Here is a 12,821-nt window from a genome sequence, read left to right as displayed (position 1 = left end):
TGTGCTCACGGCCATTTCACCACGGGCGGCATCGACGACAGGATCGAATCGACATTGCCGCCGGTCTTCAGCCCGAAAACCGTGCCGCGGTCGTAAAGCAAGTTGAACTCGACATACCGGCCCCGCCGGACGAGCTGCTCGTCGCGGTCCGCCTCGCTCCAGGGCGCATTCATGTTGCGCCGGATGAGCTTCGGCACCACAGCGAGGAAGGCGCGCCCCACATCCTGCGTGAAGGCGAAGTCGGCGTCCCAATTGCCGGAGTTATGATAGTCGTAGAAAATCCCGCCCATGCCGCGCGGCTCCCGCCGATGGGGAAGATAGAAATATTCGTCGCACCATTCCTTGTAACGGCCGTAATCGGCGACAGGATGCTTGAGGCAGGCGGACCGGAACGCGGCGTGGAAATCCAGCACATCGGGGTCTTCCGCGCGCCGCCGCTTCGCGAGCATCGGCGTCAGGTCGGAGCCGCCGCCGAACCACCATTTCGATGTCACGATGAAGCGCGTGTTGAGGTGCACGGTCGGCACATTCGGATTGCGCATATGCGCAATCAGGGAAATTCCCGACGCGCGAAACCGGGGATCTGCCTCGGAGCCGGGAATCGCCGCGCGAAATTCGGGTGCGAACTCGCCGTGAACGGTGGAAACATGCACGCCGACCTTCTCGAAAACGCGGCCATGCATCATCGCCATGGTTCCGCCGCCGCCATCCTCGCCGGTGTGGTCGGTGCGCCGCCAGGGCGTCTTCTCGAAGCGCCCCGGCGCCAGGCCGGCATGCGGCCCGCTTTTCAGCTCATCCTCGATCCGCTCGAACTCCGTGCAGATGTCATTGCGCAGCGAGGCGAACCAGACACGCGCCTTCGACATCTCGGAGTGGAACGGATTGGAATTTTCCGGCGGCGAGGATTGCGTTTTTGGCATGTCAGATATGCGAGTTTGGCTGTGTCTCGGCATGGCGCTCCGCCGCTTGGCGTTCCTGGAAGGGATAGAATCGCGACCTTTCTACAGGAAACGCGAAAAACCGCCAGTCTGGCCAAGGGCTTCACCGAGAACCATGGCCATCGACACCGCGACATTCAACGACCGAAGGCTTTCCCGCATGGGGATACGGACCCGCAAATGCGCGCATTCGTGAACTTTCTCCGGCACGCCCGCGCTTTCGCGGCCCGCCAGAATGACGTCGTCTTCGCGAAACAACACATCGTGATAGGGCGTGGCGCCCTTCGTCGTCATAAGGACCAGCCTTCTGCCGCTCATGTTGATATCGTTTAAGAAATCTTCAAAAGAAGCATGGCGTTGCAGCCTCACCTTGTCGTAATAGTCGAGGGCTGCGCGCCGAAGCGCCCGGTCGGACAAATCGAATCCGCAAGGCTCGATGATGTCGACTGCGACGTTTAGACATGCCGCCATCCGTAAGATCGTGCCTGTATTTTGCGGAATGTCTGGTTGATATAAAGCTACACGCATCAGGAGCGGTCCCCGTGGATGGTCGAGCTAAATTGTGCCATGGACACGGAAATCGATTGCATGCATAAGAGCACGATTTTTTCGCTCCCGCAAAACGTCCTACAAGGTTGAACTTCCGATGGCCACAACATACGACGGTGATCAAGGCGACGTGTCGCGCCGTGATTTCATCTATCTCGCAACCACGGCATTCGCGGCTGTCGGAGCGGCCGCCGCGCTCTGGCCGCTGATCGATCAGATGAACCCCGACGCGTCGGCGCTCTCGCTCGCGTCGATCGACGTCGATCTGACGCCGGTCCCGGAGGGCGGTGCGATCACCGTGCTCTGGCGCGGCAAGCCGGTGTTCATCCGTCACCGCACGGCTGAAGAAATCAAGAAGGCCCAGGCCGTCCAGGTTTCGGACCTCAAAGACCCCTACGCGGAGGTGCTCGGAGCGCCGTCCGATTTGCCCGCGACCGATGCAAACCGCACGAAAGCCGGCAAGGAACAGTGGCTCGTGCTGATCGGCATCTGCACCCATCTCGGCTGCGTTCCGAAGGGCCAGGCCCCGGGCGACGACAGGGGCCTGTATGGCGGCTGGTTCTGCCCCTGCCACGGTTCGATGTACGACACCGCCGGGCGAATTCGCCAGGGACCGGCGCCGCGCAATCTCGACGTCCCGCCGTACCAGTTTACGACGGACACAAAGATTCTGATCGGCTAGTTCCCGCCATTCCGAGAAGGTTTTTCTGAAATGTCCCACGCTTCCACATACGAACCGAAGACCTCGGTAACCCGCTGGCTAGACGAGCGGTTGCCGATCATCCGCTTCATAGCGGACTTCATGGCTTTCCCGACGCCTCGCAACCTCAACTACCTCTGGACCTTCGGCGCGATCCTCGCGTTCATGCTCGTCGCCCAGATCGTTACGGGCGTCATCCTCGCGATGCACTTCGCGCCCAACACCGCGCTCGCGTTCGACTCGGTCGAAAAGATCATGCGCGACGTGAACTACGGCTGGCTGCTTCGCTATGCGCACGCGGTCGGCGCGTCGATGTTCTTCCTCGCCGTGTATATCCACATCTTCCGCGGCCTCTATTACGGCTCCTACAAGGCGCCGCGTGAAGTGCTGTGGATGATCGGCGTGGCGATCTTCCTCGTCATGATGGCGACGGCGTTCATGGGTTACTCGCTGATCTGGGGGCAGATGAGCTTCTGGGCCGTGACCGTGATCACCAACCTGTTTTCGTCGCTCGACTCGCTCTATTCGGGCCTCGGCACCACGCTGGTGCAGTGGATCTGGGGCGGTTTCTCCGTCGATAACGCGACGCTTAACCGCCTGTTCAGCTTGCACTACCTGCTTCCCTTCGTGCTCGTCGGTCTTGTCGCGCTGCACGTCTGGGCGTTGCACGTCGTCGGCTCCAACAACCCGACCGGTGTCGAGGTGAAGAACGTCGAGAAGGAAACGCTGCCCTTCTACGCGTACTTCACGACCAAGGATCTCTTCGCCCTCGCGGTGTTCGGCGTCCTCTTCGCGTATTTCATCTTCTTCACGCCGAACTATCTTGGCGACGCTGTGAACTACGTGCCCGCCAATCCGCTGCTGACGCCTCCGCACATCGTGCCGGAATGGTACTTCCTGCCTTTCTACGCGATCCTGCGCGCGGTGCCGTCCAAGCTCGGCGGCGTGATTGCGATGTTCGGCGCGATTGCCGTCCTGTTCTTCATCCCGTGGCTCGACACGTCGCGCGTGCGCTCGCTGAATTACCGGCCGATCTTCCGCTGGTTCTTCTGGGCGTTCCTGTTCTCGTGCCTTGCGCTCGGCTATCTGGGTGCTGTTCCGGTCACCGAGACGTCGACGCTGGCCTCGCAGTTCTTCACGCTTTACTACTTCGCCTTCTTCCTGATCGTCATGCCGGTGGTCGGTATCTATGAGACACCGAAACCGCAGCCGGACTCGATCGCAGACACCTTCACGCATAAATCGGACGACGGGTCTGGCCGTGGCACGCGCCCCGTGGCGGCCGAGTAGGAGACCAGACAATGACGACGATGACATCGAGCCTTGTGCGCCGCTCGCTCGGAGCGTTCGTGATCGGCTCAGTTCTCTCCGTGACGGCGCTCAGCGCGCCGGCGTCGGCCTCCGAGACGGCGGAACATTTCCAGGTTCCGCGTCTGGAATGGACCTTTGGCGGCCTCTCCGGCTATTTCGACAAGCAGCAGCTTCGCCGCGGCTTCAAGGTGTACCAGACGGTTTGCCAGAACTGTCATAATCTGGCCCACCTGTCGTACCGCAACCTGACGCAGCCGGGTGGTCCCGAACTGCCCAAGGAAGAGGTCGAGGCTTACGCCGCCCAGAAGCAGGTTGCCGATGGCTTCAACGATGCTGGCGAAGTGAACATGCGTCCGGCGAAGCTGTCCGATCTGTTCGTAGGCCCGTTCAAGAACGACAAGGAAGCTGCGGCAGCTTTGAACGGCGCGGTTCCGCCGGATCTGTCGCTGATCACGAAGGCCCGCACGGTCGAACGGGAAGTCGAGTGGTACGCTTTTCCGTTCATTATGCTTAAGGACGTCCTGACGCAGTATCAGGAGCAGGGCGCGGACTATGTGCACGCTCTCCTGAACGGATATACGGAGCCGCCGGCAACCTTCAACCTGCTGCCGGGCCTGAGCTACAACCGCGTGTTCCCCGGCCATCAGATCGGCATGCCGCAGCCGCTCACCGACGGTGCGGTGGATTACGACGACGGAACGCCTAACACCCTCGATCAGCAGGCGAAGGACGTGACCGCGTTCCTGGCGTGGGCAGCTGAGCCGACCCTGGCCGATCGCAAGAAGCTCGGCGCATGGGTGCTGGTTTATCTGATCATTCTCGCCGGTCTGCTCTACACTTCGAAGAAGCTGATCTGGCGCAACGTCAAACACTGACGCACGGCGGACAAATCGCCACGAAATCCCGGAGCGGGGGCCTGTCGGTCCCCGCTTTTTTTTTTGCGCTTTTTCCTACCAAGGATGCGCTGCTGGAAGAGAGTTTTGGAGTTGGAAAATAAGTGGATGCCGCCAGCGGCCTGGCATCGCGTTCGCTGAGGTTCAGGACTCAGGATTTTGCCGGAAAGCGTGCCTTGGGGACGCGGCGCCTTTTCAACCTCTCGGCATTCTATGGCGAAAGATGTCGGAGAATGCGGCCAGCAGGCATGAAAGGCCAGTCGAATAGACGTTCGAACGGCGCCACGCCCCACGTTTTTTCTAGGCGCTGCATCATAAGTACAAGGTGTTTTGCTCGCGTCACTTTGAGTATGGGTTGAGTTAGTTCAGTGTCGTGCAAGTTTTATGTGTTTTTATTGCATCGGTACACGATTGTTTGTCTGTCTGCTTGCAAGACGGGCAGTAGTCAACCACTGGCGTTTTCTCTAGTTTGTAATTTGTTGAAAAAATGAGGATTAACCAATGCTCATGCATCAAACCTCGCAGATCGAGATCGACCTTTTCGAGACGCTGCTTCGCACCGGCACCGATCGTGTGGTGGGAGAAGAAGAAGCGGTCGATGCCCTTCGCTCTTCCGTCATCGAGGGGTTCGAGAAGGCCATCGACCACGGCGTGCCGCCTATGCTGGCGCTGGCTCACATTCTCGATTGGGTTTCGGATGAAATGGCACGGGTCAAGACAGCGCCGGTGTCTGTCTCGACCTGAGTTCGCGCCGTCGCATTACTGCCGCGAGGGACGCCGGCCCAGCATGCCGCTCGCTTCGGCATAGGTAATTTGCGCGAAGATATCGAGCAGGTTCCGCTTCTGTGCGACCGTCATCGTCTCGCGATCCGCAACGACGGGGCAAAACGCGGCTGTCAGACCATTCACGATGTCCGCTTCGGACGCATGATGAACTGCGGCCCTGACCTTCGGAAGAATCTCCCGAATTCGCAGCACGAGGTTTCCTCCCTGCGTCGTCCGAAGGAGATCGCCGGCCTCTGCCTTGGCCTTATCCATCACCACGCGCTCCTTCTCGTTCAAGGGCGGCGGGCATTGGGTGCTGCCTTCGCCCCCAGCCAGCATGATGGGAGTCGACTGCCTGATCTCGCGCACGAGGAAGCCGTCGGCGTCGGTCGGAGCGTTGTTGCCCCAGCGCGACCGGACGTAATTCGCCACCGCCGCGATGTCTCCGTCGCTCAGATAGGCCGCGAAGGAGGGCATCGGACCATATTGTTGCGTAGCCGGGAGACCGGCAAGGACCGCCTTGATGATGTCCTGCGGCTGTTCGGCATTCACGGTGCCGTTCTTCGACAACGGCGGAATCCGGTCTCTGAAGCCTTCGCCGTCAAGCCCATGGCACGACGCGCAATTGCTGACATAGACGCCCGCTGCGCCCGCCGGAACAGGCACAACCGAGCCTCCCGCGACGTCCGCGCGCGGGGGCGTCTGCTTCAGATAGGCCGCGATTGCGCGAAGATCCTCGATCTTGAGCTTCGAAAGGCTGTCGTGAACCACGGTCGCCATCGGCCCCTCGGCGATGCTGCGCATCGGTGCCACGCCCGACGCCAGATAGGAGACGAGTTGCTGTTCGCTCCACGAGCCGATACCACGCGTCATGTCGGCGGTGATGTTCGGCGCGAACCAACCCTGCACGGCCGCGCCCTGAAGCGCGTCACCCGGTATGGTCGCGCCCATCAGATTGCGTTGCGTGTGACACTGGCCGCAATGGCCGAGCCCTTCGACCAGATAGGCACCCCAATTGACCTGCTCGCTCTTGGTCGGGTCGGGCTCGAACACGCCGGGTACGAAGAAGAGTCCGCGCCACACCGACAGCGTTTCACGAATATCGAAGGGAAAGGCCAGGCTGTTGGCTTCGCGCGGCGCATGCACCGGCTTCAACGACATCAGATAGGCCCGGATGGCGTTCACGTCATCGCGCCTGACCTTGGTGAACGACGTGAAGGGGAAGACCGGATAGAGATACTGTCCGTGCTTGCCGATCCCCTCGTGCAATGCCCGGTAAAACTCGTCTTCGGTCCATTCGCCGATGCCCGTGCGCTTGTCGGGCGTGATGTTCGGGGTGGTGACGCTTCCGAACGGCGTCTGGATCTGGAGACCGCCCGCGAACGGTTCGCCGCCCTGCCTGGTATGACAGGCGGCGCAGTCGCCGATGGTGGCCAGATACTTGCCTCGTTCGATGAGGCCGTCATCGGGTGCGGCTTGGCTTGCGCCGACGGCCGATAAGAAAAAGAGCGCGGCCGGCAGAGCCGTCTTGAGCGGGGCAAGGGCAATCATGAACGGCTCTCTTTTCAGAAAAAGGCTAGAAAGGCGAAGGTGTAACAGGTCATCTATAACCGTTACGTCTCGAAAGACGGTTTCAGTGCGAACCCAAATTTGCGAAAAACTATGTCTTGCGTGGACTTTGCGTTTGTGGCTCCCTCCTCCCGTTTTCCGCTCGTGCCTCAAGAAATGCCCAGACCATGACAATCACCGTGCATCTGAACGATCTGCCTCCGGATATCGACTTTGGCGCCTCCGTCGCCATCGATACGGAAACGCTGGGCCTCAAGCCGCACCGCGACCGGCTTTGCGTCGTTCAACTCTCGGCTGGCGACGGAAACGCGCATCTCGTGCAGTTCGAGAAGGGTCGCTACGACGCGCCCAATCTGAAGGCGCTGCTCACCAACCCCGCGGTTCTCAAGATCTTCCATTTCGGACGCTTCGACGTCGCGGTGATGCAGCATTATCTCGGCGTGCAGACGAGTCCCGTCTATTGCACCAAGATCGCGGCGAAGCTCGTGCGTACCTTCACCGAGCGTCATGGGCTGAAGGATCTCTGCCGGGAACTTCTCGGCGTGGAGCTGTCGAAGCAGCAGCAGACTTCCGACTGGGGGCAGGCGAAACTCACGCCGGAGCAACTCAGCTATGCGGCATCCGACGTGCTTCACCTGCACGCCCTGAAGGAAAAGCTCGATGCGCTGCTTGTCCGGGAAGGGCGATCCGAGCTGGCGGCGGCCTGTTTCGGCTTCCTGCCTTACCGCGCCGAACTCGACCTGAAAGGCTGGCATGACGACGCGGATGTCTTCAATCACTAGAGCAATTGCGGGAAAAGCGGGAGCCGGTTTTCCGTTCGGAAACGCGACACGGCCTGACATCTGGCTGCAGCGCTTTCTTGCTCGACGCAGCGGGGGGTGAACGATGGCGGTTGCAACCACGTCTCCCCTCGGCCGCAGTCCCGGCATGGCGCGGGGAGCGGGACGCGGTGTCGACCGCGACCGCGAATTCCGGCTCGCGCGGCGACATTCGCAACGCGTGCGGGTCCTGAGGATCGCGCTGCCGCTGATGGCGATGGGCATTCTCAGCCTTTATGCGCTGCCGTCTTTCCTGCGCGTTTCGGTCGACAAGGGACGCGGCACGGCCAGCGTTCGCGCCATCGAGCTTGAAAAGGGCGCTCTCAAGATGATCGAGCCCCACGTGCGCGGCGTGAACGAGAAGAACGAATCCTACGATTTCACAGCCGACACGGCGACGCAGGCGTCGGTGAAGGCGGATGAAATGTATCTCGTGAATGTGCGCGGCCGCATGACGGGGCAGGACGGCAAGGTGACGACGCTCACCGCACCTGACGGCACCCACAACAGCAAGGCCGATCTGATCACGTTCAACAATGGTGTCACGATCCGGCGCGAGCCGGGCCTTGTGGCCGAGTTCCAGACCGCGACTGCCTTCATGAAGGAGCAGAAGGCGATCTCGAATACGCCCGTTGTCGTTCGCCTTCATGAGAGCACGATTCATGCAGATGGTGTGACGCTGTACTGGGGCGAAAGCCGCGCAATCTTCGAAGGCAACGTCCGCACGCATGTCGAGCGGCAGGAACCGGCGGCGGGCGAGGCTCAGCCGAAAACGTCGCCTCAGCCGCAACCCGATGGCGGCGCATGGTCGGCGGCTCCCGCAATCGGTTCGCCAGATGACGCGACGAACGGAATGGCAAGCGAAGGAGAGCTCAATCGATGATCGCGAAGAAGGCGCTCCTTGCGTTCGCAATCCTGATGGCGGCGGCGGTCCTTTCCCCGCCGTCTCACGCCCAGACTCCCGGCTCGGGTTTCCGCGGGATCGGTTCGGGTGACAATGCGAAAAAGCCGATCGACATAGAATCGGACCGCCTTGAGGTGGACGACAAGCGTCACGTTGCGATCTTCATCGGCAATGTTTCGGCGAACCAGGGCGATTACAATCTGAAAGCGCCTCGCCTCGAAGTCACCTATGAACGCCAGGCCGCAGACGCCGCGAGCGGCAAGGCACAGAAAGTGTCCGCCGCGCCGGGCGACTCGCCCGGAAAAGCTCCCAAAACGACGGACGGGGCCGCCGCCGACCCGATTTCCAGCGGCCAGATCCGCTACATTCGCGCGCTCGGCGGCCATGTCGTCGTCACGAACAAGAAGGACGAGCAGGAGGTCACGGGCGACGAGGCGCTCTACGACGTCAAGGGCCAGAAGATCACCATGACCGGCAAGGAAGTGATCCTCACCCAGAAAGCCAACGTCGTGAAGGGCAAGCAACTCAGCATCGACCTTGAAACCGGCCGTGCGACGGTCATTCCGGAAAAGGGCCGCGTTCAGGCCGTTTTCGATCAGGGGGCGGCGAAAAGCGTCCTTCCGGCCGATTCACCGCTCGGCGGCAAGAAGAAAAAGGATGCAGCCCCCGTGGAACCGCAGCCACAGCCGAGATCCGGCTGGCAGCCGCAAAGCCAGTAACGTGACCGCAACCGAAGCCAAGGCGTGAGATTTTCATGGTCGTTCTCGACAAGGATCAGCCATTTCCGAGAATGGGACAGCGTCCGCAGGCGGAGTCCGGCTGGAATGAGGGCCCTCTGGTGCTCCGCGAGCGCCGTCCCATACCGCAGGTTCGCGAGCAACTCGTCGTGAACGGCGTAAAGAAAAGCTTCAAGAAGCGCATGGTGGTGAAGGGCGTCAGCGTCAACCTGAAGCGCGGCGAATCCGTCGGCCTTCTCGGCCCGAATGGCGCGGGCAAGACCACCGTGTTCTACATGATCACGGGGCTGATCAAGCCGGACGAAGGAAACGTGCATATTGACGGTTACGACGTGACCGCGCTTTCCATGTATCGCCGCGCAAGGCTCGGCATCGCCTACCTGCCGCAGGAGGCATCCATCTTCCGTGGGCTGTCGGTCGAAGACAACATCATGGCGGTGCTGGAAGTTTCCGAGCCGAACCGGAAAGAGCGCAAGAGGCGGCTCGACGAACTCCTCGACGAGTTCAAGATCGGCCGTCTGAGAAAGTCGCCGTCCATCGCGCTGTCGGGCGGCGAGCGGCGTCGGTGCGAGATCGCGCGTGCGCTTGCGAGCAATCCGTCCTACGTTCTTCTAGACGAGCCGTTCGCGGGTATCGACCCCATCGCGATCGGCGATATCCGCCAACTCGTGACGCACCTGACCGATCGCGGCATCGGCGTCCTCATCACCGATCACAATGTGCGCGAAACTCTGGACTTAATTGACCGTGCATATATCATCTATGACGGTCGTGTTCTCACGGAGGGCACGCCCGCCGAGGTGGTCGCCAACGAGGATGTCCGACGCGTTTATCTGGGCGACATGTTTTCGCGGTAGCGGCTGAAAGGGTCTCGCTTACGCATTGGTGGTGATGTGCTCCAACTAAGGCTTGAGCAACGGCAAACCCAGAAAATTGTTATAACGCCTCAGCTTCGGCAGGCGATCAAGCTTCTGCAATTCTCAGCCATCGAACTACAATCCTATATCGAAAACGAGATCCGCGATAATCCTCTGCTCGCCGCCGAGGAGCGCGCGGATGGAGAAGCGCCGCCGCCGAACGGTGATGCCGCGTCCGGCTCGGATGCGGATGTTCCGGCCTTCGATGCGCGCGATGCCGCCCCCGCCGTCGAAGCCGTGGCCGAAACCGACTGGGAGCCGGAAACCCCCGGCGATCGCGCCTATGAGGGTGCCCCGTCCGCCGCTTCACCGGAGGCGGAATGGCTTTCGACCAGCGGGAAGACCGGTTCTCCGAGCGAGGATTACGATCCCTTCGCCACGCTCTCCCAGGCGGAGTCGCTCACCGATCATCTGAATGAACAGGCCCAACTCGCATTTCCTGACCCGCAGGATCGGTTCATCGCCCGCTACCTCATCGACCTTGTCGATGCAGACGGCTATATCCGCTCTCCGCTCGAAGACGCGGCCGAGCTTCTGTCGCTGCCGCTCGATGATATCGAGCGGGTGCTGGGTGTGCTGCAAACCTTCGATCCGGTTGGCGTGTGCGCGCGCGATCTCGCGGAGTGCCTCGCCATCCAGCTCCGCGAGAAGGATCGCTGCGATCCCTACATGGAGCGGCTTCTCGCTAATCTCGATCTCATCGCCGCCTGCGACATGCAGAAGCTCAGGCGCGTCTGCGGCGTCGACGCGGACGACCTGCGTGAGATGCTGCAGGAGCTGCGCGCGCTGAATCCCAAGCCCGGCGCGGCTTTCGAGCATGCCGAGATCGAGACCCTGGTGCCGGACGTCATCGTGCGGCGCGGCCCCGATGGCGAATGGCGGGCCGAACTGAACCCGTCGGCGGCGCCGTCGCTCGCCGTCGACCGTGCCTATTATGCAAGCCTCAAGAACCGATGTCGGTCCGATAGCGAGCGCAACTACCTCTCAGACCGTCTCTCTTCCGCGAACTGGCTCGTAAAGAGCCTCGAACAAAGGCTTTCGACCATCCTCAAGGTCGCCACGGCGATGGTCGAGGAGCAGTCTGCATTCTTCGATCACGGCGTGCGGCATCTGAAGCCGCTCAACCTGCGCCAGATCGCGGCGAAGATCGGCATGCACGAATCGACCGTGAGCCGCGTCACATCCAACAAGGCGATCCAGACGCCGCGCGGCATCTTCGAGATGAAGTATTTCTTCACGTCGGCCATCGCCTCGGCGAGCGCGTCGAGCGAGGCTCATTCCTCGGAAGCGGTTCGCGACCGCATCAAGGAACTCATCCTGAACGAGTCGCCCGAGGAGATCCTCTCCGATGACCGGATCGTGACCATGCTCAAGGCCGACGGCATCGACATCGCGCGCCGTACGGTGGCAAAATACCGCGATGCGTTGCGCATTCCTTCGTCCGCTGCGCGCCGGAGGCTGAAGCGCGCGAACGCCGCGTAAGTATCACTGGCTGGCACGCAGAAAAGACAGGCGGGAGCCGTAATTTGACCGCTGAACCCGGCGCCTGGAGCGTCAGCGTCTATGACCGCATTCGCGATATCCCGGCAGCGGCGTGGGACGCATGTGCCAACCCGCAGGGCCTTCCATTCAATCCGTTTATCGCGCACGCCTTTCTGTCGGCGCTCGAAGAAAGCGGCTCGGCCACCGCGGAGAAGGGTTGGGCTCCCCGCCATCTCGCGCTGACGGACGAGAGGGGTGAGTTGGCGGCGGTGATGCCGTGCTACGCAAAATCGCATTCCTATGGTGAATTCGTCTTCGATTACCCCTTTGCGGAGGCTTACGAGCGCGCGGGCGGCCGCTATTATCCGAAGCTTCAGACGGCTGTGCCGTTCACGCCGGTCACGGGACGGCGGCTTCTGGTGCGGCCTGGCGTCGATGCGGAGCAGGCTCGCGCGCTCCTCTCGTCCGCCGCCGTCGAGCTGGTGAAGGCGAGCGATGCGTCGTCCTGGCACGTCACCTTTGCATCGAGGGACGAGTGGGCGTCGCTCGGCGGGCTCGGTCTGTTGCAGCGCACCGACACGCAATATCACTGGCACAATCGCGACTATACGAGCTTCGACGACTTCCTCGCGTCGCTCGCCTCTCGAAAGCGAAAGGCCGTGCGCAAGGAGCGCGAGCAGGCCCGCGCGAGCGGGATCGCGTTTGAATGGCTCACCGGAAGCGCCATCGAGGAGGCGCATTGGGATGCGTTCTTCGCTTTCTACATGGATACCGGCAATCGCAAATGGGGGCGCCCCTATCTGACGCGCGCCTTCTTCAGCCTCATCGGCGAGGCAATGGCCGACCGCATCCTCCTTGTCATGGCGATGCGCCACGGTGAGCCGATCGCGGGCGCGCTGAATTTCATCGGCGGCGACACGCTCTATGGCCGCTATTGGGGATGCCTCGAAAGCCATGCATTTTTGCATTTCGAGGCCTGTTATTATCAAGCCATCGACTTCGCCATCGCTCGCAAGCTTGCGCATGTGGAAGCGGGCGCGCAAGGCGAGCACAAGCTCGCGCGGGGCTATGCGCCGGAAACGACCTACAGTCTGCATTACTTCGCGAACCCCGGTCTGGCCCGGGCCGCCAAGCGTTTTCTCGAACAGGAACGCGAAGCCGTGGCGCACGAGCAAGAGGCGCTGAGCGAGGCGCTTCCCTACAGGCGGTGCGAGTAGACGCCTGAGATGCCTGAGCGG

Annotated in this window: 13 protein-coding genes; 10 read left to right on the top strand and 3 right to left on the bottom strand. The window is 61.5% G+C overall.

Going from position 1 to position 12,821, the window contains the following annotated elements:
* Positions 1-5: 5 nt before the first annotated feature.
* Together hemF and QM659_RS05510 are read right to left on the bottom strand one after the other, a co-directional pair.
* Entirely contained in the window at positions 6-920 is a 915-nt protein-coding gene (hemF, locus tag QM659_RS05515) for an oxygen-dependent coproporphyrinogen oxidase (RefSeq protein ID WP_415187664.1), read from the bottom strand.
* 81 nt (positions 921-1,001) lie between these two features.
* A complete protein-coding gene (locus QM659_RS05510) occupies positions 1,002-1,409 on the bottom strand; it encodes a tRNA (cytidine(34)-2'-O)-methyltransferase (RefSeq protein ID WP_415187663.1) in 408 nt (135 codons plus the stop codon).
* Between the two features lie 175 nt (positions 1,410-1,584).
* Between QM659_RS05510 and petA the strand changes: the two genes are divergently transcribed.
* The 4 genes from petA to QM659_RS05490 all read left to right on the top strand — a co-directional run bounded on the left by petA (position 1,585) and on the right by QM659_RS05490 (position 5,135).
* Positions 1,585-2,169, top strand: a complete 585-nt coding sequence (gene petA / locus QM659_RS05505) for a ubiquinol-cytochrome c reductase iron-sulfur subunit (RefSeq protein WP_303485893.1) — start codon at positions 1,585-1,587, stop codon at positions 2,167-2,169.
* 30 nt (positions 2,170-2,199) lie between these two features.
* The gene (locus QM659_RS05500; protein ID WP_415187662.1) at positions 2,200-3,477 is read left to right on the top strand and encodes a cytochrome b; all 1,278 of its coding nucleotides are present in this window, start codon (positions 2,200-2,202) and stop codon (positions 3,475-3,477) included.
* An 11-nt stretch (positions 3,478-3,488) separates the two neighbouring features.
* Complete coding sequence (locus QM659_RS05495) at positions 3,489-4,373, top strand: cytochrome c1 (RefSeq protein ID WP_303485898.1); 885 nt, start codon at positions 3,489-3,491, stop codon at positions 4,371-4,373.
* Between the two features lie 519 nt (positions 4,374-4,892).
* Positions 4,893-5,135 (top strand): hypothetical protein, encoded by a 243-nt coding sequence (locus QM659_RS05490; protein WP_127077296.1) that lies wholly within the window; start codon positions 4,893-4,895, stop codon positions 5,133-5,135.
* A gap of 15 nt (positions 5,136-5,150) precedes the next feature.
* Here the strand turns inward: QM659_RS05490 and QM659_RS05485 are convergent, their stop codons facing one another.
* The gene (locus tag QM659_RS05485; RefSeq protein WP_415187661.1) at positions 5,151-6,707 is read right to left on the bottom strand and encodes a c-type cytochrome; all 1,557 of its coding nucleotides are present in this window, start codon (positions 6,705-6,707) and stop codon (positions 5,151-5,153) included.
* Positions 6,708-6,892: 185 nt separating this feature from the next.
* On the opposite strand from QM659_RS05485, the gene QM659_RS05480 reads away from it, so the two are divergent.
* The 6 genes from QM659_RS05480 (at position 6,893) to QM659_RS05455 (ending at position 12,800) form a co-directional block, all read left to right on the top strand.
* On the top strand, positions 6,893-7,507 hold the full coding sequence (locus QM659_RS05480) for a ribonuclease D (protein ID WP_303485902.1): 615 nt from the start codon (positions 6,893-6,895) through the stop codon (positions 7,505-7,507).
* Between the two features lie 103 nt (positions 7,508-7,610).
* Positions 7,611-8,426, top strand: a complete 816-nt coding sequence (lptC, locus tag QM659_RS05475) for an LPS export ABC transporter periplasmic protein LptC (RefSeq protein WP_415187660.1) — start codon at positions 7,611-7,613, stop codon at positions 8,424-8,426.
* Positions 8,423-9,166, top strand: coding sequence for an LptA/OstA family protein (locus tag QM659_RS05470; protein ID WP_415187659.1), 744 nt, complete (start codon positions 8,423-8,425; stop codon positions 9,164-9,166). Before lptC ends, QM659_RS05470 begins: the two co-directional genes overlap by 4 nt.
* 35 nt (positions 9,167-9,201) lie before the next feature.
* Positions 9,202-10,041 (top strand): LPS export ABC transporter ATP-binding protein, encoded by an 840-nt coding sequence (lptB, locus tag QM659_RS05465; protein ID WP_303485910.1) that lies wholly within the window; start codon positions 9,202-9,204, stop codon positions 10,039-10,041.
* Positions 10,042-10,077: 36 nt separating this feature from the next.
* Positions 10,078-11,583 (top strand): RNA polymerase factor sigma-54, encoded by a 1,506-nt coding sequence (rpoN, locus tag QM659_RS05460; protein WP_415187658.1) that lies wholly within the window; start codon positions 10,078-10,080, stop codon positions 11,581-11,583.
* Between the two features lie 44 nt (positions 11,584-11,627).
* Positions 11,628-12,800 (top strand): GNAT family N-acetyltransferase, encoded by a 1,173-nt coding sequence (locus tag QM659_RS05455; protein ID WP_415187657.1) that lies wholly within the window; start codon positions 11,628-11,630, stop codon positions 12,798-12,800.
* Positions 12,801-12,821 lie beyond the last annotated feature (21 nt).

Origin of the sequence: Rhodomicrobium sp. (assembly GCF_047605405.1) — a bacterium.
Lineage (GTDB): Bacteria > Pseudomonadota > Alphaproteobacteria > Rhizobiales > Rhodomicrobiaceae > Rhodomicrobium > Rhodomicrobium lacus.
The sequence above is the reverse complement of the archived record's forward strand: the minus strand, read 5'-3'. Positions and strand labels throughout refer to the sequence as shown.

Excerpts from the sequence above, each read along its gene's own strand:
- QM659_RS05470 (WP_415187659.1), top strand. The coding sequence starts at position 8,423 with ATGATCGCGAAGAAGGCGCTCCTTGCGTTCGCAATCCTGATGGCGGCG.
- petA (WP_303485893.1), top strand. The coding sequence starts at position 1,585 with ATGGCCACAACATACGACGGTGATCAAGGCGACGTGTCGCGCCGTGAT.
- QM659_RS05485 (WP_415187661.1), bottom strand. The coding sequence starts at position 6,707 with ATGATTGCCCTTGCCCCGCTCAAGACGGCTCTGCCGGCCGCGCTCTTT.
- QM659_RS05480 (WP_303485902.1), top strand. The coding sequence starts at position 6,893 with ATGACAATCACCGTGCATCTGAACGATCTGCCTCCGGATATCGACTTT.
- lptC (WP_415187660.1), top strand. The coding sequence starts at position 7,611 with ATGGCGGTTGCAACCACGTCTCCCCTCGGCCGCAGTCCCGGCATGGCG.
- QM659_RS05495 (WP_303485898.1), top strand. The coding sequence starts at position 3,489 with ATGACGACGATGACATCGAGCCTTGTGCGCCGCTCGCTCGGAGCGTTC.
- QM659_RS05510 (WP_415187663.1), bottom strand. The coding sequence starts at position 1,409 with ATGGCGGCATGTCTAAACGTCGCAGTCGACATCATCGAGCCTTGCGGA.
- QM659_RS05490 (WP_127077296.1), top strand. The coding sequence starts at position 4,893 with ATGCTCATGCATCAAACCTCGCAGATCGAGATCGACCTTTTCGAGACG.
- hemF (WP_415187664.1), bottom strand. The coding sequence starts at position 920 with ATGCCAAAAACGCAATCCTCGCCGCCGGAAAATTCCAATCCGTTCCAC.
- QM659_RS05500 (WP_415187662.1), top strand. The coding sequence starts at position 2,200 with ATGTCCCACGCTTCCACATACGAACCGAAGACCTCGGTAACCCGCTGG.
- lptB (WP_303485910.1), top strand. The coding sequence starts at position 9,202 with ATGGTCGTTCTCGACAAGGATCAGCCATTTCCGAGAATGGGACAGCGT.